We start from the raw sequence: 22,600 nt of genomic DNA, 5'->3' as shown, positions 1-22,600 counted from the left end.
ATTCTCCGATAACATTTCCCAGCTCCCTTGCACGCTATCGACTCCGCGGCGACATCACACCTACCGGACCGGAAAACACCGGGTGCCGTCGATCAATTCGGTCAGGGAATCACCCAGCGCCGTCCCGGGAACGCCGAGATCGAAAGCCAGATCGAAATGATTCCGCGACGGTACGACGAGATCCGCCACCTGGCCGCCGCCGGCCCGGACGGCGGCCACGAACTCCGCCTGCTGTCTGCCGAACTCGTCCGTCTCGTTCCCGCCCCGCGCGACGACCAGTGGCGGCAGCGCCGACGGCAACCTGTGCAACGGGCTACAGGCGCGGGCCGTCTGGGCGTCCAGCCCCAGCGGCTTGTTCACGTAGGTCAGACGGACAGGCTCAAGGTCGTAGACGCCACTGAGCAGGACCGCGCCCGCCACCTCGTGGTCCGGCCGTTTTCCGTCTCGCCGCCAACCGGATTCGTCGAGCAGCGACATGACGGCCAGGTGCGCTCCCGCGGAGCACCCGCTCAGGTAGACCGCCCCAGGGCTCGCGGGCAGTTGGCTGACGTTCCCACAGATCCAGCGGACTCCCTCGGCGACCATGTCGACGATCTCCGGCAGCCGGTACGCGGGTGCGAGACCGTAGCCCAACGCCGCGACGGATATTCCGCGCGGCACCAGGTCCAACGCCATGAAGGCCGATTCGATCCTGCTCAGCTCTTGCCAGTAGCCGCCGTGGATGAACACCAGCAACGGGCCACCATCGCTGTCGGCGGGAAAGTAGTCAAACAACTGTTCGGGCCGTGGTCCGCAACGTACACCGGAACGCACATCCAGCTTCTCCCGTGCCACCGCACTACGATCGGCATATTCGCGCAGGAAGATATTGATGTCCGGAACGCACGAACTCGGCGAGTACTGGATGTCCAAGGACCGTTGGTCGTACGTGAGGTACACCGTCACTCCCCTCCGGTGCCGGGACCGCGCTACTGGTTGGCGCGCATGGCGGCGAAGTACTCGTTCTGTGTGGGGAGTTCCTGCACCAGCTTTCTCGCCTTCACGCGGATGCGCTCGAACTCGGCCATGGCCGCCTGCGGGTCGAGCAGGTCGATGGCAGGCGAGTGACGGACGTCGATCCCGCCCGCCCCCAGCAGGATGCAGTTGTACGAGTAGGGCGGCAGGCCGTGGTAGTACGGGTAGACCGACTCCGAGTCCGGGACCTTGTGCTGCCAGATCTCGATACGCTCGGCCAGACCGTCGGGGATCACCCGGGTCTTGGTGTCCTTCCAGTACTGGTTGTCAGCCCGCTGCGCGCCCCGGTAGTGCAGACAGAGGAACTCGCGCACACCGTCCATGACGTGCGCGATGGACCGGTTGTACTGCTCGCGCAACGTGTCGTTCTCGCGCCCGGACGGGAAGTACTTGACCATCTGCTCGATGGCGTGGTGGATGAAGAAGATGCCGGTCGACTCCAGCGGCTCGACGAACCCACTCGACAGGCCGACCGCGACGCAGTTCTTCACCCACGACCGGCGGCTGCGCCCGATACGCATCCGGATGTGGTTCGCGGGCACCTCGGCCGCCTCGGGGCCGACGAACTCGCGCAACACGCGCTCGGCCTCCTCCGGCGTGGTGTACTCGCTGGCGTAGACGTAGCCGGTGCCGATGCGGCTGATCAGCGGGATCGTCCAGATCCAGCCCGCCTCCTGGGCAGTCGCCGTCGTACACGGTCGCAGCGGCTTCCTGTCCATGTCCAAGGGCACCTGGAGGGCGACCGCGCTGTCGTTGGGGAGCGTGTCCTGGTAGGACAGGAACGGCTCACCAAGCGCCTTGTTCATCAGCAGGGCGCGGAAGCCGGTGCAGTCGACGAACAGGTCGGCGGCGAGGTCGCCGTGCTCGGCGGTGCGTACGTGCGAGACGAACCCTTGCTCGTCGAGCGCCACGTCCACGACGTTGTCGACGACGTGCTTGACGCCGCGCTGGGTGGAGTAGTCGGTCAGGAACTTCGCCAGCAGGTGCGCCTCGAAGTGGTAGGCGTAGGGGAACTGCGCGCCCTGGTACTCCGCGATGCTCGACCGGGCCGAGGTCTCGTCCTGGGCCTGCTCGACGAACCCCTGGTCGACCAGGCCCCCGTCGAGGTAGCGGGGTGAGCGCTCGGCGTCACACAGCGACGCCATGACGAAGCAGTCCTTGTCGAAGCGTGTCGTCGTCGGGTAGCGCAGCCACCAGTCGCTGAGCGGGAACCCGTCAACCGATCCCATCTGCTCGAACGGGTGGTAGAAGTGATGGCCCGGCTTGCGCCAGTTCTCGAACCGAACGGCCAGCTTGTAGGTGGCGTTGCAGGCGGGCATCCAGTCGGACTCGGCCAGCCGCAGGAACTCGAAGAAGTGACGGATGTCGCTGAAGGTGGCCTCGCCGACTCCGATGGTGCCGATGGCGGCCGACTCGACGACCGTCAGGTCGACCCGGTCACCGAACGCGGCGGCCAGGTACGACGCCGTCATCCAGCCCGCCGTGCCGCCACCGACGATCACCACTCGCTGTGTCTTGCCGGGGTCGCCCGGGTTCTTCGGGGTGGCACCACTGACAGTCATTGCGGCTTTCTCCTTTGCACCGGTGAGTCAGGGCTTGACGAGGTAACTCAGGGCTGGACGGAACTGGCGTACTCCAGGTCGGTCCCGTCGGCTACGCCGCACACCCGGGGCGGGAAGACCTCGGGGAACAACGTCCGCTCGGTCGACCGCCACAGGTAGGCGGCCCCGGACGATCCGGCCGTGCCGCGCGCCGCGCCGAGGAACTGTTCGGCGAGCGCGGCGTGCCGAGCCCGCCAGGACCGCACCGCCTCGTCGAAGGCCGCCAGTCCGGCGTGCACCCGCTCGGCTGCCGTGGGGTCACCGTCGGCTCGGGTGCGGTCGCGGTACTCGACGAAGGCGCGCGACAGCGACTTCTCCTCGAACCGGGCGACCAGCCTGGCCCGCTCACGCGCGGTGAACCCGACGGTGTTGAGGAACCGCTGGTCCCGCGTACCGCAGAGAAACTCGATCTCGCGGTACTGCGCGGACTGGAACCCGCTCGACGACCCGAGGGTCGCCCGGATCCTGTCGAACGACTCCGGCGTCAACAGGCCGAGGACGTCGAAGTGCTGGCTGAGCACTCGCATGGCGTGCGGCAGACGCTCGATGTGGTCGATGGCCACGTCCGCCTGCCCCCGCGTCAGGGCGTCGCGCGCGGACTCCAACTGGCACAGGATGACCGCGAACCAGATCTCGCACGACTGGTGGGCGGCGAAGAAGAGGGTACGGTCCGGCTCGTCGCGCACGCAGGCGATGTCGAGCAGTTCGTCCAGTCTGAGAATCTCCCCGTACGCGCGGTCCCGCCCGATGTCCGTCGGATTGGTCATCTTGTGAAGGCCCTCCTCGCCATGGGTGCCGGATCCGATGGACTCAGCGGTGCTGGAGTGCGCGCCTGCCCGTACGCAGAGCGTTTTTGTCGATCTTGCCCACGGGTGTACGGGGCAGGTCCGGCACGACAACCAGCTCGTCGGGCAGCTTGTAGGCCGCGACCCCGCAGTCGCGGATGTGCTCCCGGATCGTGCGCAGCGAGAATGTCGCCGCCGCCGCGTCCGCCTCGGCGGTGAGCACCACGAAAACGCAGATGCGCTCGTCGACAGCGTCGTCGGGGATGCCGACGACCGCAGCATCCCGGACCAGCGGGTGGGTGAGCACATGGCCTTCCACCTCCTCGGCGGAGACCTTTTCGCCGAAGTGGTGGATGATGTCCTTGAGCCTGCCCTCGATGACGACGCGCCCGTCCACGGTGAGCTTGGCCAGGTCGCCGGTGCGATAGAACCCGTCGGCGGTGAACGCCCGGCGGTTGTGCTCCGGCGCGGCGAAGTAGCCCCGGATCGTGTACGGGCCCCGGGTGAGCAACTCGCCGGTCACCCCGGGCGCGAGGTCGCGGTCCTCGGCGTCGACGATCCTGACCTCGTCGTCCGGACAGATGGGCGTGCCCTCGGTGGTGTAGACGACCTCCAGCGGATCGTCGAGCCGCGTATGGGTGATCAGCCCCTCGCCGATGCCGTAGACGTTCATGATGCGGCACTTCAATCCCGAGCTGACCCGCTGCGCAGCGGCGGGGCCGAACTTCGAGCTGCCCACCTGGACGGTCATGCCGCTCATGTCGACCGGCATGGTCTGCGCCGCCTCCGTCCAGAGCAGCGCGAGCGCGGGTACCAACGCGGTGTGGGTGACGCCTTCCCGACCGATCAGCGGAAACACGTGGTCGGGGCTGGGATTGGCGGCGAGCACGGCCTTCCCGCCGACGAGCAGCGCGCCCAGCGCGCCCGGACAGCCGAGCGCGGCGTTGTGCGGCACCGGGTTCGCGGCGAGGTAGACGCTGTCCTCGCCGAATCCGGTGACCTCGGCGCACGCGAAGATGTTGTAGGCGTAGTCGTCGTGGGTGCGGGGAATCAGCTTCGGCACACCGGTGGTCCCGCCGGAGAGCAGCAGCAGCGCGATCTCGGAGGCGTCGACCGGCGGAAGCTCGCGCACCTCGGATTCGGCCAGCTCGCGCAGCGGAGTGAACTCCCCGGCGTCGCCGGCGATCACGACGTGCCGCATGTTCGGCACGTCGGCGCGGACGTCGCGGGCCAGAGCGCGGTAGTCGAAACCCTGGAAGCGGTCCGGGCCGATGTAGGCCACCGCGTCCGATGCGCGGGCGAGGTGGGCGATCTCGTCGCGGCGGTGGCCGGGCAGGGCCAGCACCGGGATCGCGCCGATGCTGAACACCGCCAGCAGGACGGACAGGAACTCGGTCACGTTGGGCAGGTGCAGCACCAGGCGGTCGCGGCTGCCGACGCCGAGGTCGAGCAGGCCCGCGGCGATGCGGTCGGCCTCCTCCGCCAGCTCCGCGTAGGTGACGTGGCGGGACACGTCCACCGCGGCCACCTTGTCCGGGTGGCGTCTGACCCTGTCGTCGAAAAGCCGCCGGAGGGAGATACCCTGCCAATAGCCCGCACGGCGGTAACGGTTGGCAACGTCGGGCGGCCAGGGTACGAACCCGTCCAGCATGTGTCTGTCCTTTCGGTTGCGACACCTTCAGACTCGTTCAGGAGTCCCTGATCCCGTGTCGCACCCGACAGAGCTTTGACAGATTGTCCACCCAAGCCCGCGAACTCGATGACGCTCGATGCCGTGAACCGAGTTCGGACACGAGACCGAGGATGGGTGCGGGCCCTCACCAGCGTTGAGCGTCCCGCGCAGCGACTGGTCTGCTTTCCGCATTCCGGGGGCACGGCGGCGGTCTACCGCGCCTGGTCGTCCGCGATGCCCGCGGAGGTCGAGTTGCTCGCCGTGCAGTACCCGGGCCACGCCGACCGGATCGCCGAGGCACCCGCGACCAGCGCCGCCGAGATGGGGACACGCGTCGCGGCGGAACTGCTGCGGATGGCTCCCGCCCGCTGCGCGTTGTTCGGACACAGCCTCGGCGCACTGGTCGCCTACGAAACCGCGCGGGCGTTGCGGGACAGCGGCAGCCCCGCGCACCGCCTGTTCGTCTCGGGCGCCGCCGCGCCGTGGTTGGCGGGCGGCGGGACCACCCACCGACTCGGTGACGAAGAACTGTGGTCGACCGTCGCGGACCTCGGCGGAATCGGGCCGGAAATCGCAGACGAGCCCGAACTGCGGGACCTGTTACTGCCCGTTCTCCGGTCGGACATCGCCCTGCACGAGACGTACCGGCCCATGCCGGACGCGCAGCCGCTGCACTGCCCGGTCCGGGGCTACTACAACACCGAGGATCCCCTGGTGGACGCCGACCGGGTCGCCGCCTGGGCCACGGTCAGCGACGGGGAGTTCAGCACCCGGCCCTGGCCGGGCGGCCACTTCCGGCTGCTGTCGGAGCCGACCGAGCTGGTCACCGACATCGTGGCGGCCCTGGCCGGAAGCGACGTGCGACGGTGACGCTCGACGGCATGTCGGTGGTGGTCACCGGCGCTGCCACCGGCATCGGCCTCGGGATCACCGAGTGCCTGCTGAAGTCGGGCGCCAACGTGACGGTCGTCGGCCGCCGCGAGCAACCACTGCGGGAACTGGCGGACCGGCACGGGTCGGCGGTCGCGGTCGTGGTGGCGGACGTCTGCGCGCCCGGCGCCGCCGACCAGGCCGTCGTGGCGGCTGTGGACAGCTTCGGCGGGGTCGACGCGCTGGTCAACAACGCGGGACTGGCCCGGTTCGGCACGATCGACACGCTCGATCCCGCGCACTTCGACGCGATGTTCGCGGTGAACGTCCGCGCGCCCGCCGACCTGATCCGGTGCGCGCTGCCGCTGTTGCGGACGAGCAGGGGCAGCGTGGTCAACGTCTCCTCGGTCGGCGGGGTGCTGTCCATGCCCGGTCGGGCGTACTACGGCGCGACCAAGGCCGCCATCAACAGCCTCACCCGGTCCCTGGCACGGGAGCTCGCACCGGACGTACGAGTCAACGCCATTCTTCCCGGACCGGTGGACACGCCGATGTGGACCGGGACCGGACTGGATGCGGCGGGCATGGAGCAGCTGCGGACGGACCTGGTGGCGTCGACCCCGTTGGGGCGTTTCGGCGACGCCGCGGAGATCGGCCGATGGGTTTGCATGCTGCTCGACCCGGAACTGTCCGGCTGGATCACCGGCGCACTCATCCCCGTTGACGGTGGCCGTACGGCGTGAGGTTTCCCAGTCCGAACCAACGAACCACGGAACAGAGGTGTGAGAACATGAGCCCCGACATCCTGTCCGCCGCGAGCTCCATTCCCTCGTCGTGCCTGCACACCATCTTTCGAGCGGCCCAGGAAGCAGAGCAGCGGACCGACACCGAGGTGGTGAAGCTGCACGTCGGCGACCCGTACTTCCACCCGGCCGACAACGTCGCCGACGCGTTCGTCGACGCCGTACGTCGCGGCGACACCAAGTACACCGGCCCGGACGGTCTACCCGAGCTGCGCGAGGCGGCGGTGGAGAAGCTGCGTACGGACAACGGGGTGGAGAGCACGGTCGACCGGCTGCTTGTCTCGCCGGGCTCGTGTGAGGGCCTGGCCGCCCTGCTACAGACGCTCGCCGAGCCCGGGGCCGAGATCCTCCTGCCGGAACTGCACTGGCCGGTCCACCTGCAGCAGAGCCTGCTTGCCGGGTTCCGTCCAGTGCTGTACCCGCTCGGGACCGGGTTCCGGCCCGAGATCGAGCGGATCGCGGCTGCGGCCAGCCCGCGTACCAAGGTGCTGCTGATCAACTCGCCCGCCAACCCGACCGGCGTCGTCCTGGACCCCGACGAGATCGCCTCCCTTCTCGACTTGGCTCGTGCCCGGGGCTGGCACGTCATCAGCGACGAGGCTTACGAGCACTTCTGCTACGAACGCGCCCACATGTCGGTCGCCTCCCTGGAGCGCGACGTCCCGGTCGACGAGCGCATCGTGCACAGCGTCTTCAGTTTCTCCAAGAGCTTCGCGATGACCGGCTACCGACTGGGCTATATCGCGCTGGCCAACGACCGCGCCGCCGACGTCATGCGGGTCGTCCAGGAGGCGAACATCATCGGTACCTCGACCCCGGTGCAGTACGCCGGGATCGCCGCGCTGGCGAGCCGGTACGAGGCAGCCGCCACCAACCACAAGCTCGTACAGCGCAACCGGGACGTGGCACTGCCACCGCTGATCAAGGCCGGACTGCTGAGTGAACTGCCCGCCGGCGGGTGGTACGCGATGCTGGACGTGACCAGGACCGGGCTGGATGCCGAAACGTTCGCGCTGCGGCTACTCGACCGCAAGGGCATCGCGGTGGTCGCCGGCAACGGGTTCGCCATGCGTCCCCAGCTCGACGATCAGGGCCACATCCGCGCGCACGACTACGCGCCCTGGGCGCGGCACCTGATCCGGATCGCGTTCTGCGTCGACCCCATTGCGCTGGAGACCGGCGTACGCAAGATCCTGGAGTTCGTCGACGAGTGCGGCGACGAAGGTCTCGCATCCGCCGGATGAGCCGAACACGTCCCGTTGGGCACGGCGCGCGTGACAGGGACGTCCGAAGTCCCGGAACACCCCCTGTGCAAAGAGCGAGGAGGTGGATACACCATGCCGGAGCCCGTGACGGACACAGCCTCGCGGCCGCTGGTCGACCCGACGCAGTTCCGTTCCCTCATGGCCACGCACCCCTCCGGGGTCGCCATCGTGACGACCTCGGCGGCCGACGGCAAGCCGTGGGGGATGACCTGCTCGTCGGTCTGCAGCGTCGCGCTGCGGCCGCCGACCCTGCTGGTATGCCTGCGTGCGCAGAGTCCGACGCTGGCGGCGCTGCTTGAGGTGTCGGCGTTCGCGGTCAACCTGCTGTGCGATCACGCTGAACCGGTGGCCCAACTGTTCGCATCGGGCGCGCCCGACCGGTTCGAGAAGGTCGGGTGGGTCAGGGACCCCGAGTCGGGGATGCCGCACCTGGTCGAGGACGCCCACACGGTCGCGGACTGCCGGGTCAGCAGGACGCTGCCGGTCGGGGACCACGTCGTGGTCTTCGGCGAGGTGGTGCGGGTCGGCACCCACGCGGTCGAGCCGGTGAGGCCCCTGCTGTACGGGACACGGCGGTACTGGTCCCTGGCGGTCACCCCGGTCCCCCCGGACGGTGAAGGCGGAGCGGCCAGCCGACAGTGAGTTAGAGCCACCCCGGCCGGGACCATGGGCAGCCGCTTCGCCCTGTGCTCGTGTCCGGGGCTCCCCCCTTTCCTCCGCCCATTGGAGTTGACCATGAGCAGCGTCCTCGCCGGCGCCGAGGACGGCGCACGCCGCCTGCCCGGCCCGAACGCCCGGATCCCCGATTGCCCGCTGGCCCGCACCATCGAGGTCGTCGGCCACTGGTGGACGTTGGAGATCCTGCACGAGGTCTTCAACGGCCACACCCGGTTCGAGTCCATCCGCCGCAACCTTGAGACGCCCGCCGACGTGCTGGTGGACCGCATCGACGACCTGCTGGCCAAGGGTCTGCTCGAACACGCGGTCGGTGCCGTCGACTCCGAGGACCGGGGGTACCGGGAGTACCGGCTGACGGCCCTCGGCCGTTCGCTGCGCCCGCTCCTGCTGGTGATCGCGGCATGGGGAAACCACCGCCTGGCTCCGGAGGAGCGGAGCATCATCCTGGTCGACATCGAGACGGGCATGGAGGTGGACCCGGTCGTGGTGGACCGGCGGACCGGCGTGCGGATCGACACGGGGGACGTCGTCTTCGCCCGTGGCCCGAAGGCGAGTGCGATGGTCATCGCGCGGTATCCGGAGGTCGCCATGACCGAGTGAGGAGGTCGTCAATGGGAATGTCCCTTCGCCGCGGCATGCCCGCCATCGAACGGCGTGGTGACGCCGTCGTACCGCAGGCGCAGCATCATGCCCTGGTCGGCGTGGGGCAGGTTGTGGCAGTGGTTCATCCAGATGCCCGGGTTGGTCGCCCGGAACACGACCTCCCATACCTCGCCGGGGCGGACATCGAAGGTGTCCATCAGCAAGGGACTGCCTGACGACGGTTGCCCGTCCCGGGACAGGATCAGCACCGGATGGCCGTGCAGGTGCCAGGGGTGGGTTTCCAGGCTGCGGTTGACCACGGTGAACCGGACGACGTCACCCTCGGCGACGAGTTGGTCCGGGATCGATGGGTGACCACGCCCGTTGACGGTTTGCGCGAACGTGGGCGACCCGTCGACCATGGCCAACCCTCGGTCGAGGACGAGCGTGAAGTGCCGGTCGGCGCGCTCGGTGCGCAGCGGCACGGAGACCGAGGTCCCGTAGGTGAGCAGATCGAGTTCCGGCCACCCGGCGGTGTCCTGCGCGGCGGCCCTGCCGTCGGGCGCCCCCGCCCGGGGCCGCAGCCACACCGCGACGGCACCGTCGACGAAGAGCGCCACGGACGTGTCCGGCATGGCGAACACGAGATCACGGCGCCCGCCCGCAGGCACACGCAGCGCGGTTCCGCTGGTCTCGCCGGGTCCGTGGAGGTCCCGGCCGTCGACGGCGACGATCCGGAACGCGGCACCCGCCAGCGCGAACCGGCGCGGTTCGGAGTCGGTGTTGACCAGCCGCAGCCGGACCGTCGCGCCCACCGGTGCGATGTGCTCGACGCCCGCGACCGCCTCGGCGCCGTTGAAGGTGTGCACGGGCACGGCCAGGTCGAGATCCTCGGCGCCGTGTTCGTCCCGGCGGTGCACGACGAGAACGCCGTAGAGGCCGCGGCGCACGCCGACATGGGACGCGTAGTGGGTGTGGTACCAGTAGGTTCCCGTCTGGTTGGCGCGGAACCGATAGACGAATTCGGCCCCGGGCACGACGACGTCCTGGGTGAGGCCCGCCACGCCGTCTTCCCCGCACGGCACGTCGTAGCCATGCCAGTGCAGGGTCACGCCGTCGTCGATGTCGTGGTTGACCAGCTTCACCTCTACCAGGTCGCCCTCACGTGCGGTGATCTGCGGACCGGGCACCGTGCCGTCGAAGGTCCAGGCCTCGACGTCCTTTCCGGACCGTAGACGCGCGTCTGCTTTGCGTGCGGTCAGCACGTGCGTACGCCGGACGCCACCCGGTACGGGGGTGTCCGGGCCGCGTAGGTCGGCCACCGACCCGGTCGACCCCTGGATCGGGCCGGGACCGCCGCCCTCGATGTGGCCTCCTACGGCGGGCAGGACCGACAGACCCACGCCCGCGCCGGTCGCGCCGACCACGGCCACGCCGCCCGTGACGCCGAGGAAGCGGCGCCGCGACAGCTCCGGTCCGGCGTCCGGCGCAACTCCCACTGCGGTGTCCGCGTCACCCACGGTGTCTGTGTCCGGTGTGGCGAGCGACCGCGCGGTCAGCAGCACGCCCGTGACCACCAGCCCGACCGCGATCAGCGCCGTGCCGAGGGTCAGGGGGTACCCCACGAGATAGGTCACCACGAACCCGGCCAACGCGGCGTACCCGGCGGTGAGCAGCACGACGACCTCGGCGTTGCCGTCCGTTCGCCGGGGCGCTCCCCTGGCCTGCGCGAGCAGCCTCGGCCCGGCGACCACCGTGGCGACCAGCGCGGCCACGACGAGCATCGGCACCCCGAGCAGCACCTTCTCCTGGACGAACCACCAGCCCCGCCCGGCCAGCGCTGCCACCGACACCGCCCTGGCCGTCGTCAGTACCAGCGCTGCGGCGAGCAGCACGAGTGCGGTCCTGGCGCGCCGTAGCGCCGCGGTCACGCCTGCGGCCAACCACGCGACGGCGCCCAGAAGCGTGCAGGCGTGGTCCAGGACGGTCAACCCGGCTGTGGTCATGACGCCGTTCGGCTGAGTTCGGCGCTCCGCCACGCGATCTGGCGCGACTGCCGCGCAACCCAGATGGTCGCGCTGAGGATGGCCAGCGCGTTGATCGCGTGCACGCCGAAGACGAAGTGCCCCGCCTCGGAGCCCTCGCCGAAGGACTTGGCGACTTCCCGGATCAGCGACTGGACGAGCACCAGGCCGGCGATCAGGGCCGTCATACCGACGAGCCGTCCGGGCACCCGGGCGAGCGCGGCGACGACCACGGACACGATGGAGAACAGGAGAATCGTGTACCCGAGCACACGATGGGGCGCGAAGGCCTCCTCGACGGGCGCGTTGTCGAACGCGCCGCTGGCGGCTAGGTAGAACTGTGCGACCTCGGCGAGTAGCAGCAGCGACGCCAGGCCCGCGAAGAGTTTTCTCACGTCGCTGATCGTGCCGGGGGCGGTGCCCGGTCCGCGTCGGGTGAGAGTGGCGTCTGGTTACGCATATACGCGTACGAAAAACGACCCAGATACGTCACATGACGTAGTCGAACGCGCACTCAGGAGGCCATGGCGGGCTCGCGAGTGCCGTACGATCGCGGCATGAACCTGCGGGTAGTGCCGGGACGGCTGCACGCCTGGCTCGCCAAGCGACCCGCTTGGTTCACCGACGTCCTGCTGGCGTTCTTCGTCACCGTGATTCAGGTCCAGAGCGTCGCGGAGTATGCGGCCGTCCTTCCCGAGCCGGCCGCCCGACCCGCCTCCGACTTCGGGCACGCGGGCTACGCGCTGCTGGTACTCAGTGGCGTGGCCGTCGTCGCCCGCCGCCGGTGGCCGGTCGCGGTGTTCGCCGTCACGGCGGCGGCCAGCCTGGTCTACTTTGGTCTCGGCTTCCCCGACCGAATGGCCTGTCTCAGCCTGTTCGTCGCCTTGTACACCCTCGCCGCCTACGGCGAAAGGCGCCGCTCGCTGCTGGTCGCGGGAGCGGGCATCGCGGTCCTGACCGCCGGCTGGCTGGTCGCCGCGGCGGACGTCACACCGGACGTGGCCGTGGGATGGGTGTTCTTCCGCATCGGGGCATCGATCATCAGCACGACGCTGGGCGAGTCCGTCCGGTCCCGCCGGGTCATCGCCGCCGACGCGCAGCAGCGGGCCGAACTGGCCGAACGCGCTCGGGAGGAGGAGACCCGGGCGCGGGTCGACGCCGAACGGCTGCGCATCGCCCGCGAGGTCCACGACACCGTGGCCCACGCCATCGCCATCATCAACGTGCAGGCGGGCGTCACCGCGCACGTGCTCGACAAGCGACCGGAACAGGCCCGCGACGCACTACGCACCATCGAGCAGACCAGTTCGAGGGCGCTGCAGGAGATGCGCGCCGTCCTCGGCGTCCTGCGCAAGGACGACGAACGCGAACCCCACGCCGGCCTCGACCAGGTCGACGAGCTCGCCCGCAAGGCCGGCGAGGCCGGGCTCGACGTCACCGTCGAACAGACCCCGGCCACGGCGCCGATGCCGAGCGCGGTGAGCGGTGCGGCGTACCGCATCATCCAGGAATCGATCACCAACGTGATCCGTCATGTCGGCCCGACCCGGGTGACGGTGGCGATCGAAACCGGACCGGACGCCCTACGAATCCGGGTGACCGACGAGGGCAGTCGCCACCGCGTGCCCGTCCCGACGCGTGCGGCTGGCCCGCCGTCGACCGGCCGCGGCATCATCGGCATGCGCGAACGCTGCCAACTGCTTGGCGGCGATCTGCGCGCGAGGGCGCGTCCCGGTGGCGGGTTCGAGGTCGTCGCCCGTCTACCGCTCGCCCCGGCCGGCTCGCGCCTGTGAACCCCACGCCGCCGATCAAGGTGCTGCTCGCCGACGACGAGCGGCTGGTCCGCTCCGGTTTCCGGGTGCTGCTCGACCTGGAAGACGACATCGCCGTGGTCGGCGAGGCCACCAACGGCGCCGAGGCCGTCGAACTGGCCCGCGCCACCCGCCCCGATGTCGTCCTCATGGACATCCGCATGCCGCGACTGGACGGGATCCGCGCCACGGGCCACATCACCGAGGCCTCCGGAATGGAGCACGTCAAGATCCTCATTCTCACCACGTACGACACCGATGAGAACGTCTTCGAAGCCCTCCAGGCGGGTGCGAGCGGGTTCCTACTCAAGGACGCGGGCCCCGCGGAGCTCCTGCACGCCATCCGGGTCGTCGCCGCCGGGGACGCGCTGCTCGCCCCGCGGGTCACCCGCAGGCTCATCAGTCAGTTCACCGCGCATCGCAAGGCCGCGAAGGCGGGCGAGGACCGGCTCGCGGTACTGACCTACCGCGAGCGCGAAGTGCTCGCGCTGGTGGCGCAGGGCATGAGCAACGACGAGATCGGCGCCGCCCTGTTCCTCAGCCCGGCCACCGTGCGTACGCACGCCAGCCGGATCATGGGCAAACTCGGTGCGCGTGACCGCGCGCAGCTGGTGGCGATCGCCTACCAGACCGGGCTGAGCCAGTTCACCGAGCAGCGCTGACCCCGGCCGCGCCAGCAGTGGAAAGGAACTGGCAAGAGTCCGTGCGACGAGCAGGGGGGCCTGTCACCATCGGGCGATGAGCCAGCCCGTCCTCGGTGTTCAGTCCCTGGATCTCACCGACCCGGCCACCTTCGTCGTCAACGACGTCCATGCGTTCTGGCGGAAGGTGCGTACGGAGAGCCCGGTCTACTGGCATACGGCGACGGACCGCAACCCCGGGTTCTGGGTGGTGTCCCGGTACGCCGACGTCCAGGCGCTCTATCACGACGCGGCCTTGTCTTCCGAGCGGGGCAACGTCCTCGACGTCGTGCTGCGCGGTGATGACTCCGCGGGTGGGACCATGCTGGCAGTCACCGACGGCCCACGGCATCGACGGCTGCGCAACCTGCTGTTCAGCGCGTTCACGCCGCGGGTGCTCGGCGAGGTCGTGTCGAACGTGCAACGCCGCTCGATGGAGCTGGTGTCGGCGGTCGTCGGCCGGGGCCCGTTCGACTTCGCCACCGAAGTCGCCGAGCAGATCCCGATGACCACGATCTGCGACCTGCTGTCGGTGCCGGCCGCGGACCGCAAAGAGCTGCTGCGGTGGAACAAGATGGCGTTGTCGTCGGACCACGCCGACAGCAGCGAGCTCGACGCGCTGAGCGCCCGCAACGAGATCCTGCTCTACTTCGTCGACTTGGCCGAGGAAAGACGGACCGACCCGGGCGACGACGTCATCAGCATGCTCGCGAAAGCCGAGTTGGACGGCCGCCTGCTCACCGTCGAGGAGATCGCGGTCAACTGCTACAGCCTCGTCCTGGGTGGTGACGAGACCTCGCGGATCTCCGCGATCTGCGCGGTGCTGGCCCTCATCGAAAATCCCGACCAGTGGGGCGCCCTGCGGACCGGTGCGGTCGCCGTCGACTCTGCGGTGGAGGAGGTCATCCGCTGGGCGACACCGGGAATGCACATCGCGCGTACCGCACGAAACGACCTCGACGTCCACGGGCACAAGGTCGGCGCGGGCGACATCGTCACGCTGTGGAACGTGTCGGCGAACAACGACGAGTCGGTGTTCGACCAGCCGCGCCGGTTCAATCTGTCCCGGTCGCCCAACAAGCACCTGTCGTTCGGCCACGGCCCGCACTACTGCCTGGGCGCGTTCCTCGGCCGGGCGGAACTGCACGGGCTGCTCACCGCCTTGGTGGCCCGTGTGGGACGAATGGAGCTGTGCGGGAAACCGCGCCCCATCTACTCGAACTTTGTCTCCGGCTACGACAGCCTGCCAGTCCGTTTCGAAGGCCGCTGACGCGGCGGTACAAGACGGTTCGCCCCGTCCACTCCCCCGGGCGTGTTCGCACGCGGTCGGGCGACCTCCGCTACGCCGACAACCCCACCGCATCCGAGGCAGCACCAACCAGAATTCGGAGGTGACCATGAAAAAAGCCGTCTGTGTCATCGGCGCAGGCCCATCGGGTCTGATCGCGATGAAAGAACTGCTGGACGAAGGCCACACCGTGACCTGCTACGACCACAACGCCGAACTCGGCGGGGTGTTCCGCAAGGGCGCGGGCACAGACGAACCAGGTGCCTACGACTCGACGCTGTTGACCATTTCCAACTACATGATGGCGTTCTCGTGCTTCCCGCCGCCGGAGAAGCAGGAGCGGCGGTTCTGGACGGCGGTGGAGTATCGGCAGTACCTCAACGACTTCGCCGACGCCTTCGGTCTGCGTTCCCTCATCCAGCCGCGCACGGATGTGCTGAGCGTGGCGAAGAGCGACAGCGGCGACGGCTACGTCGTCGAGGTCGCGCCGGTTGACGACCCCACCGCGCGGGTCAGTCACCAGTTCGACGCGGTGGTCGTGTCCACCGGCACCCACCGGGTCCCGAAGGAGGTCGCCCTGCCGGGGCAGGAGGACTTCGCCGGCGTGGTCACACACTCGGCTTTCTACCGCAACGCCGAGCCGTTCCGCGGCAAACGGGTTCTCTGCCTGGGCATCGGCGAGACGGCGGCCGACGTCGTCAACGAGATCGCCCAGGTGGCGGCGAGTTGCACGCTGTCGGTACGCCGGTGGCAGTCGATCGTCGCCCGGTTCCCGGGCGGTCGGCCGCACCCGAACGACGCCTACACCACGCAGATGCTGAACGCGCTGCCGTTGCAGGCCGCCACCGTTGTCCAGCGCGTGGGTACGCGGCTGGCCAAGCGGTTCGGCAAGACCGCCGTCAGCCGGGCGGTCGCCGAGTGGAACTCGCACAACAAGAGGTTCTTCGACCATTTCCTGACCAAGAACGAGGCGTTCATCCATCAGATCGTCAACGGCAGGCTGACGGTCAACGCGTCCGGCATCGAGCGCATCGGCGCGGACTACGTCCTGTTCAAGGACGGTAGGCGGGAAGAGATCGACACGATCGTCCTGAACACCGGGTACACCGAGGAGTTCACCCTCATCAAGGACGTGCACGTCACCGACGTACGCCAGATGCTCAAGCACATGATCCACCCCGAACTCGGCACGGGCGTCGTCTTCATCGGTTGGGCACGGCCGGCGGCGGGAGGTGTTCCGGCCTGCTCGGAGATGCAGGCCCGCTACTTCGCACTGCTGTGCAGCGGCAAGCGGGTGCTGCCGCCGCCGGACAAGCTCAACGAGGTGATCCAGCGGCAGGCGGCGTACGAGAACGGTCTGTTCACCGGCAACCCGGAGTTGCGCACCCTGGTGCACTACAACCGCTACATGATCGACTTCGCCAAGATGATCGATTGCTCGCCCTGGCGTCGCGAGGTGTTCCTGAACCCCCGACTCGCCTACCACCTGTGGTGCGGTTCGCAGGTGCCTCTCGTCTTCCGGCTGTACGGACCGCACAGTGACCGCGAGATGGCGCGGCGGAGAGTCCTGGAGCTGCCGGTCGCGTTCAACGCTGCGGAGATCGTCATGGCCACCGGGCTCACCGTCGCCTTCCGCGCGTTGGCTGCGGTGGGCCTGGCCAAACGGGACGGGGTCTACTGAGGCAGACTGTCTGCCCCGCCGGCCCGGGCGCTGCCCGCAGCCGGCGGGGCAGACAGCACCGGGGCAGACAGCACCGGGGCAGACAGCACCGGGGCAGACAGCACCGGGGCAGACAGCACCGGGGCAGACAGCACCGGGGCAGGCCCTACTTGGCCTGCGCCATCATCTCGGCCAGTTCGGCCAGGCTCCCGGCCTCGAACACCGAACGCATCGGCACGGCCACGCCCAGCTCCTTGCGCATCCGGCTGGCGAGTTTCGCGGCAAGCACCGAATGGCCGCCCAGGTCGAAGAAATTGTCCTCCGGGGTCACGTCGCTGACCTGGAGTGTCTCAGCCACCAGGCCGCACAGCAGCTCTTCGAGGGACGGCGCGGAACCAGCACCGTCCGCACCAGACGCGGAGCGACCGGTGTCGTCCTCGATCACCAACGCAGGCAACGGGACGGTTCCATGCTCAGCCGGGGTCCGCGACGCACGCTCGGCGAGCGCCCTACGGTCGATCTTTCCGTTCAGCAGCGTGGGAAACCGGTCGAGCACGACGACGGCCGACGGGACCATGTGCTCCGGTAGCGCGGTCCGCATGTGTTCGCGCACCTCGGCCTCCACAACTGTCTGCCCTCCCGCTGGCGTCAGGTAGGCGACGATGTGCTGAACCGAGGCGTCCGCGCCGCCGAGTACCGCGACAGCCATCTCCACCGCCGGGTGGCTTTCCAGCCGCGTTTCGACCTCTCCGAGTTCGACACGGAATCCACGGACCTTCACCTGGTCGTCGACCCGTCCGGTGAAGTAGAGCTCGCCGTCGGCCGCGCGCCTGCCCCGGTCGCCCGACCGGTACATCCGACTTCCGGGCGGGCCGTAGGGGTTGGCGACGAACCGGGTCGCGGTGAGCCCCGGCCGGTTCAGGTAGCCGCGAGCCATTCCGCTCCCGGACAGGTACAGTTCGCCCTCGCTGCCCTCGCTGCCCTCGCTGCCCTCGCTGCCGTCGCGGAGATCGCGCAGGCGCCCGTCGAGCACGTGCACCGCGCTGCCGTCCCACGGTGACCCGATGCTCACCTCCTGCCGCACGCCCTCGACCGGGCCGCCGATCGACGTACCGACGGTCACCTCGGTCGGGCCGTAGCCGTTGAACAGCCGCCTGCCCTTGGACCACTCCTCCGCCAAGGATCTGGTGCAGACGTCGCCGGTGGAGGTGAGCGTGCCGCCGGGCAAGAGTCCCGCGCTGTCGGTGATGCCCAGCGCCACCGGCGGCAGGGTTGCGTGGTCCACCTCGTACTTCAGCATGGTGTCGCGCAGCGACTCGCCCGGCATCAACTGGTCCTGCTCGGCCGTCACGAGGGTCGCACCGTGCATGAGCGCCATGGTGAAATCCCAGAACCAGGCGTCGAAACTGAACGACGCCCATTGCAGCACCCGGTCGGCGGGACGGATGCCGTACACCCGGGTCTGGGTGGAGACCAGGTCCGCGACACCGGCGTGGGTGACCGCGACGCCCTTGGGGACGCCGGTCGAGCCGGAGGTGTAGATGACGTACATCAGGTTGTCGGCGGTCAGCGGCGCCGGCCGCTCCTCCGCGGTGACATCGTCGCCGCGCTCCCGCGCGCACTCGGCCTCGAACTCCGCGTCGTCGAGCACCGTCTCGGGCACGCCCAGACCGAGCCCCGCGACGCTGCCGGTTCGCAGCACCAGGACGGGTCGGGCGTCGGCGACCATGTGCGTCAGCCGCTCGGCCGGATAGGTCGGGTCGAGCGGCAGGTACGCGCCGCCCGCTTTCAGCACGGCGAGCACCGCCGTTATCAACTGATCCGAGCGCGGCACCGTGATCGCGACCAGCGATTCCGGTCCCACGCCCGCGGCGATGAGCCTGCGGGCCAGCCGGTTCGCGCGCACGTTCAGCTCCGGGTAGCCGACGACGGTCTCGCCGAAGATGACCGCCGGAACGTCACCCGACTTCGCCACGCTCGCTTCGAAGAACTCCGAAACAGTGTCCACTTCGCCTCCGACGAGTATTCCGGCCAGGGTGTCACCGAACATAACCCGAGGCGTACGGCGGTCCCGCCGTACACTTTCCCGGGTCTTTCACACCGGTCGCGGACCGGTTGGCCGTGACAGAACTCCTTCTGGCACGGGACGCGTCGGTTTGGCGACCGACAACACGTGGGCGACGGGGTCCGTCACCCAGGCTCGACGACGAAGCCACGCCCCCACACGTTGCGGATCGCGAGGCCGACAACCTGCAGACGTCGGCGTAGCCGCATCACGTGCAGGTCGAGTGCGTTGCTCGACGAGCTGGCCCCGGCATCCTCGAGGATTTCGCGCAGTTCGGTCCGGTAGACCAACTGGCCGTACCGGGTCACCAGCGGCGCCAGCATTTCGCACTGCGTCAGGGAGAGCGTGACGGACGCGTTGTTGAAGTGCAGTATCCCGGCCGGGTCCAGTACCGGCTTCTCGTTGAGCACGGCCCGGGCAGCCAACTGGCGGACCCGGACCTGGAGGTCTTCCCGACCGATGGGCGGACGTACCCAGTCCTCGTAGAGGCTCAACTGGTCCGGCGGCGACGCGCCGTGCTCGACGATCAGCAGGCAGAGGTGCTGCCGCTCATTGCATTCCTCGCGTTTCTCACTTTCCGCAGGCCAGCGGACAAACTTAACTCGATTCTTGACATCGACCATCGCGTGCTTCCCCCAAAGCGACCGTGTTTCGACGGAAATCGCGAATTGCCATCCCTACGGCACTCCTCCCAGGTCCGTCTTCGCCTCCTCACGCTCGGTCGAGGCACCGGGCACCAGCGGGTGGCCGCGTCCGCCCGCCTCCGGCGGCGTCCGCGGCGGTTCCACCTGGCCGGTGCGACGCAGCGACCAGCGCACCAACGGCCCGGTCGCCGCGGTCGTGAGGATGGCGACAAGCACGAGGACGGTGTACGCCAACTGATTGATCAAACCTGCCTGGTAGCCGATGATCAGCACGACCAGTTCGGTCACTCCTCGGCAGTTCATCAAGATCCCGAACCGCAGCGCCTCCGCACGGGGCATACCCGCCAACCGGGCCGCCCCGCCCGCGCCGACCAATTTGGTCACCACAGCCGCCACGAGCACCGCGGCGAACACCAGCCAGGCACCCGGTGCGGCGGCCAGCAGCCCGACCGAGGTCTTCAGACCGACCCCCGCGAAGAAGAGCGGCAGCAGGATGATGAGGGTGAAGCCCTCCAACTGCTGACAGATCCGTTCCACCACCAGTGAGTCACGCGGGACCGCGACGCCGAACAGGAAGGCTCCGACCACCGGGTGCAGTTGGATGGACTGGGTGAGTACGGAATAGCCGAGCGCCCCGATCACCAGTACCACCGTCAACGACTGGCCAGACCCGAGCCGCCGCACCAGGGTCGCCAGCAGTGGTCGCACGCACAAGGCCGTGACGAGCACCAGCGCGACCCCGAGCAGCAACACGCGCAGACCCTCGTTACCCGCGCCCTGCCCGGCCAGCAGGAAGGCCAGGACCAGCCACAGTAAGCCGTCGCCGATGGCCGCCGCGGAGATGCTCAGCGCGCCGACGCTGGTGTGCCGCAGTTTCAGGTCGTCGAGGATGCGCGCCAGCACGGGCAGCGCGGTCACCGCCATGGCCAGTCCGACGAACAGCATCGCGTCTCCGGACGTGGCGTCCGTGCCGACGAACAGGTCGCCGGTGACAGCCACGATGCCCACACCCGCCAACCACGGCAGGCCCATGCCCGCGACCACCGCCGCGCCGACCACACCCTTGCGCTCGATCCGGTCGGTACGCAACTCGCAGCCGAGCAGGAAAACGAAAATGATCAGACCCAGCTGCGCGACCTTGTCGAGCCCTTCGACCACGCCCGGTGAAAAAAGGAACCCGCCCGCCGAGGGCCAGACCACTCCGAGCAGGGACGGCCCCAGCACCAGGCCGCCGATCATCTCACCGAGCACCGGAGGCTGGTTGAACCGGCGGGCCAGCGCAGCGAGTGCCTGACAGGTCACCAGGATCACCACGACCGCGAGCAGGAAGTGGGTGAGCGAGTCCGCGGCGTGCGCCCCGGCCGCGTCCCACAGGGGCACCGTGCTCGCCAGCACGGCGAGCCCGACGGCCACACCGATTGCGGTGCGGGTCCGCGCGGGTACGGTGATCACGACTCCGCTCCGGCCCGCGCCGCCGGGCAACCGTCAGCGCCAACGCCTTCCACGCCGACCCCACTGACGGCCATCTCCCAGGGGCGGAGCGAGTACCGTTCCTCGTCGTCGCGCAGCGCCAGGACGTCCCGGCTGTCTTCGTCGAAGGGACTGGACACGCGGGCATCCCCTAACGAGCTCGAATGGTTCCCGGGCGACGGCGGGTTCGGACGGCGGACGACCCAGGTCCTCGCAGGCGAGCCCCCGCCGTTCAGGCCCGCGAGGCGACGGTCCCTCGGCGAACAACCCCCACGTTCCTGGCCACCCGAATTCGGGCCGTAGCTCGCGAGCGGTGTGTCCGGGTCCGGCTCGGGCACGCGCGGCCAAGCAGTCAACTCGTCGAAGACTTCCAGAGCATCGCGATCCATTGAGTTCCTCTCTCCCAGATGAACCGTTGTCTGCTCAGATCTCGCGGCTCACCGGACACGACGACTCGGGCACCTCACCGCCGCACCGCCACCGCGAACGAAAGACCCTCCTCGGAGCGGACCCACACCGGCACGGACGCCGCGCCGTAGGACGCCACCAGCCCGTCACCGATATGAGTCAACTCGATCCGCCAGAACAGCAGTCCGTCCTCGACGCCGGTCCCGTCCAGCGCCTTGAACGCCGCCTCCTTGGCGCAGAACAGCTCGCGCGGGCTGTACTGCCCGGCGGGCGGGAGCAGCGTGCGCCGCTCCCGCTCCCGCAGGACGAACCCGGCCACGCGCGGGGTGACGACCGCGACCTCGATGTCGACGCCGACCGCCGCCGCCCCGGGGACCACCACCGCGACCGCCAGGTGGTCGGTGTGGGCGATGGAGCCGGGGAACCCACGCGGAAAGCACGGCCTGCCGTCTGACGCACGGGGCACGGTCCGGTCCGCCGAACCGGCCGCGGCCAGTGCCGCCGAGGCGGCCTGGCGGCCGGCTGCGGACTGCTCGCGCGGCCCGTACGGCGGCGGCACCGGGTGCCACTCGACGTACGCACCCGGCACGAGGTCGGCGGTGACTCCCGGTCCGGCAGTCACCGCGTCACCTCACACGCCCAGTGCGGTGACATGGTCGGCCAGCGAGCTGATCGAGCGCAGCACCTCCGGCTGGACGTCGTCATCCCACTCGAAGCCGAACGCGTCCTCCATCGCGACCAGCAGGCTGACCAGCGCGGCAGAGGACAGCCCCTGCTCGCGCAGCGACCCAGTCTCCGACAGGGTCCTCACGAAACTGTCGGGGCCGTGCCTCTCGACCAGCAGCCCACGGATGCGCTGGCGGGCCTCGAACGCCTGGTCAGGCATGCGATTCGACCTCGTTGACGAACTTGGCCACCATTGCCTGGAAACCCGCCGAGTCATCAAGGAACGGCAGGTGACCCGCACGCGGCATGATCTCGTAACGGCCGTTCGGGAACCTCTCGGCCAACTCCTCAGCCCCGGTCAGACTCAACAAGATGTCGTCGTCACCGATCACGATCAACGTCGGCGCCTGGATCCGAGCCAACAACTCCGGGCTGGTCTCCCCCGTCAACGCCAACTTCAGACCGTTCGCCAGATCCTCCTTCGTGGACAAAGCCAGGAAACTCTCCCGCAGCCCCAGAAAACCCGGCGTACCCAACTCCTCGATCATGTCCGCACCGAACACCTCGGGATAAAGATGCGCGTAAAGCGCCGCCATACCATGGTGCTCCAACGT

General features: G+C 69.1%; 22 protein-coding genes. 9 read left to right on the top strand and 13 right to left on the bottom strand.

Features of this window, described 5'->3' with window-relative positions:
• Positions 1-60: 60 nt before the first annotated feature.
• From ACIBF5_RS30430 to ACIBF5_RS30415, 4 genes are read right to left on the bottom strand one after another with little or no spacing between them, the layout of a single operon-like run.
• Positions 61-939: an alpha/beta hydrolase gene (locus ACIBF5_RS30430; protein WP_396816380.1), complete on the bottom strand. Its 879-nt coding sequence runs from the start codon at positions 937-939 to the stop codon at positions 61-63.
• A 29-nt stretch (positions 940-968) separates the two neighbouring features.
• Positions 969-2,576, bottom strand: coding sequence for a tryptophan halogenase family protein (locus ACIBF5_RS30425; protein WP_396816379.1), 1,608 nt, complete (start codon positions 2,574-2,576; stop codon positions 969-971).
• A gap of 47 nt (positions 2,577-2,623) precedes the next feature.
• Complete coding sequence (locus ACIBF5_RS30420; RefSeq protein WP_396816378.1) at positions 2,624-3,382, bottom strand: tryptophan 2,3-dioxygenase family protein; 759 nt, start codon at positions 3,380-3,382, stop codon at positions 2,624-2,626.
• A 43-nt stretch (positions 3,383-3,425) separates the two neighbouring features.
• Positions 3,426-5,051 (bottom strand): (2,3-dihydroxybenzoyl)adenylate synthase, encoded by a 1,626-nt coding sequence (locus ACIBF5_RS30415; RefSeq protein ID WP_396816377.1) that lies wholly within the window; start codon positions 5,049-5,051, stop codon positions 3,426-3,428.
• A gap of 156 nt (positions 5,052-5,207) precedes the next feature.
• On the opposite strand from ACIBF5_RS30415, the gene ACIBF5_RS30410 reads away from it, so the two are divergent.
• The 5 genes from ACIBF5_RS30410 to ACIBF5_RS30390 all read left to right on the top strand — a co-directional run bounded on the left by ACIBF5_RS30410 (position 5,208) and on the right by ACIBF5_RS30390 (position 9,288).
• Positions 5,208-5,942 carry a thioesterase II family protein gene (locus tag ACIBF5_RS30410; RefSeq protein WP_396816376.1) on the top strand — a complete coding sequence of 245 codons (735 nt, stop codon included), beginning with the start codon at positions 5,208-5,210 and terminating at the stop codon, positions 5,940-5,942.
• Positions 5,939-6,685 carry an SDR family NAD(P)-dependent oxidoreductase gene (locus ACIBF5_RS30405; RefSeq protein WP_396816375.1) on the top strand — a complete coding sequence of 249 codons (747 nt, stop codon included), beginning with the start codon at positions 5,939-5,941 and terminating at the stop codon, positions 6,683-6,685. The genes ACIBF5_RS30410 and ACIBF5_RS30405 overlap by 4 nt, the downstream gene beginning before the upstream one ends.
• A 47-nt stretch (positions 6,686-6,732) precedes the next feature.
• Positions 6,733-7,989 carry a pyridoxal phosphate-dependent aminotransferase gene (locus ACIBF5_RS30400; protein ID WP_396816374.1) on the top strand — a complete coding sequence of 419 codons (1,257 nt, stop codon included), beginning with the start codon at positions 6,733-6,735 and terminating at the stop codon, positions 7,987-7,989.
• A 105-nt stretch (positions 7,990-8,094) separates the two neighbouring features.
• Positions 8,095-8,652, top strand: coding sequence for a flavin reductase family protein (locus ACIBF5_RS30395; protein ID WP_396816373.1), 558 nt, complete (start codon positions 8,095-8,097; stop codon positions 8,650-8,652).
• 93 nt (positions 8,653-8,745) lie between these two features.
• On the top strand, positions 8,746-9,288 hold the full coding sequence (locus ACIBF5_RS30390; RefSeq protein ID WP_396816372.1) for a winged helix-turn-helix transcriptional regulator: 543 nt from the start codon (positions 8,746-8,748) through the stop codon (positions 9,286-9,288).
• Positions 9,289-9,296: 8 nt separating this feature from the next.
• Here the strand turns inward: ACIBF5_RS30390 and ACIBF5_RS30385 are convergent, their stop codons facing one another.
• Positions 9,297-11,276, bottom strand: coding sequence for a multicopper oxidase family protein (locus ACIBF5_RS30385; protein WP_396816371.1), 1,980 nt, complete (start codon positions 11,274-11,276; stop codon positions 9,297-9,299).
• A complete protein-coding gene (locus ACIBF5_RS30380) occupies positions 11,273-11,689 on the bottom strand; it encodes a DUF6220 domain-containing protein (RefSeq protein WP_396816370.1) in 417 nt (138 codons plus the stop codon). Before ACIBF5_RS30380 ends, ACIBF5_RS30385 begins: the two co-directional genes overlap by 4 nt.
• Positions 11,690-11,851: 162 nt before the next feature.
• Between ACIBF5_RS30380 and ACIBF5_RS30375 the strand changes: the two genes are divergently transcribed.
• The 4 genes from ACIBF5_RS30375 (at position 11,852) to ACIBF5_RS30360 (ending at position 16,754) form a co-directional block, all read left to right on the top strand.
• Positions 11,852-13,087 (top strand): sensor histidine kinase, encoded by a 1,236-nt coding sequence (locus ACIBF5_RS30375; RefSeq protein ID WP_396816369.1) that lies wholly within the window; start codon positions 11,852-11,854, stop codon positions 13,085-13,087.
• The gene (locus ACIBF5_RS30370; protein ID WP_396816368.1) at positions 13,084-13,767 is read left to right on the top strand and encodes a response regulator; all 684 of its coding nucleotides are present in this window, start codon (positions 13,084-13,086) and stop codon (positions 13,765-13,767) included. Before ACIBF5_RS30375 ends, ACIBF5_RS30370 begins: the two co-directional genes overlap by 4 nt.
• 76 nt (positions 13,768-13,843) lie before the next feature.
• Positions 13,844-15,055 carry a cytochrome P450 gene (locus ACIBF5_RS30365; RefSeq protein ID WP_396816367.1) on the top strand — a complete coding sequence of 404 codons (1,212 nt, stop codon included), beginning with the start codon at positions 13,844-13,846 and terminating at the stop codon, positions 15,053-15,055.
• Between the two features lie 127 nt (positions 15,056-15,182).
• A complete protein-coding gene (locus ACIBF5_RS30360; protein WP_396816398.1) occupies positions 15,183-16,754 on the top strand; it encodes a flavin-containing monooxygenase in 1,572 nt (523 codons plus the stop codon).
• 145 nt (positions 16,755-16,899) lie between these two features.
• Here ACIBF5_RS30360 and ACIBF5_RS30355 read toward each other — a convergent pair whose 3' ends face one another.
• The 7 genes from ACIBF5_RS30355 to ACIBF5_RS30325 all read right to left on the bottom strand — a co-directional run.
• On the bottom strand, positions 16,900-18,741 hold the full coding sequence (locus ACIBF5_RS30355; RefSeq protein ID WP_396816366.1) for an amino acid adenylation domain-containing protein: 1,842 nt from the start codon (positions 18,739-18,741) through the stop codon (positions 16,900-16,902).
• Positions 18,742-18,923: 182 nt separating this feature from the next.
• The gene (locus ACIBF5_RS30350; RefSeq protein ID WP_396816365.1) at positions 18,924-19,421 is read right to left on the bottom strand and encodes a helix-turn-helix domain-containing protein; all 498 of its coding nucleotides are present in this window, start codon (positions 19,419-19,421) and stop codon (positions 18,924-18,926) included.
• Between the two features lie 54 nt (positions 19,422-19,475).
• Positions 19,476-20,894, bottom strand: coding sequence for a cation:proton antiporter (locus ACIBF5_RS30345; RefSeq protein WP_396816364.1), 1,419 nt, complete (start codon positions 20,892-20,894; stop codon positions 19,476-19,478).
• The gene (locus ACIBF5_RS30340) at positions 20,891-21,052 is read right to left on the bottom strand and encodes a hypothetical protein (protein ID WP_396816363.1); all 162 of its coding nucleotides are present in this window, start codon (positions 21,050-21,052) and stop codon (positions 20,891-20,893) included. Before ACIBF5_RS30340 ends, ACIBF5_RS30345 begins: the two co-directional genes overlap by 4 nt.
• Positions 21,053-21,375: 323 nt before the next feature.
• On the bottom strand, positions 21,376-21,942 hold the full coding sequence (locus ACIBF5_RS30335; protein WP_396816362.1) for a 4'-phosphopantetheinyl transferase superfamily protein: 567 nt from the start codon (positions 21,940-21,942) through the stop codon (positions 21,376-21,378).
• A 9-nt stretch (positions 21,943-21,951) separates the two neighbouring features.
• A complete protein-coding gene (locus ACIBF5_RS30330) occupies positions 21,952-22,206 on the bottom strand; it encodes a phosphopantetheine-binding protein (RefSeq protein ID WP_396816361.1) in 255 nt (84 codons plus the stop codon).
• The coding region (locus ACIBF5_RS30325) for an alpha/beta fold hydrolase (protein WP_396816360.1) at positions 22,199-22,600 on the bottom strand (402 nt) is incomplete at its 5' end. The genes ACIBF5_RS30330 and ACIBF5_RS30325, both read right to left, overlap by 8 nt.

This window comes from Micromonospora sp. NPDC050417 (assembly GCF_044458865.1).
In the GTDB taxonomy this organism is placed as follows: Bacteria; Actinomycetota; Actinomycetes; order Mycobacteriales; family Micromonosporaceae; genus Micromonospora_G.
Note: the sequence above shows the minus strand (reverse complement) of the source record. Positions and strands in the feature narration are given on the sequence as shown.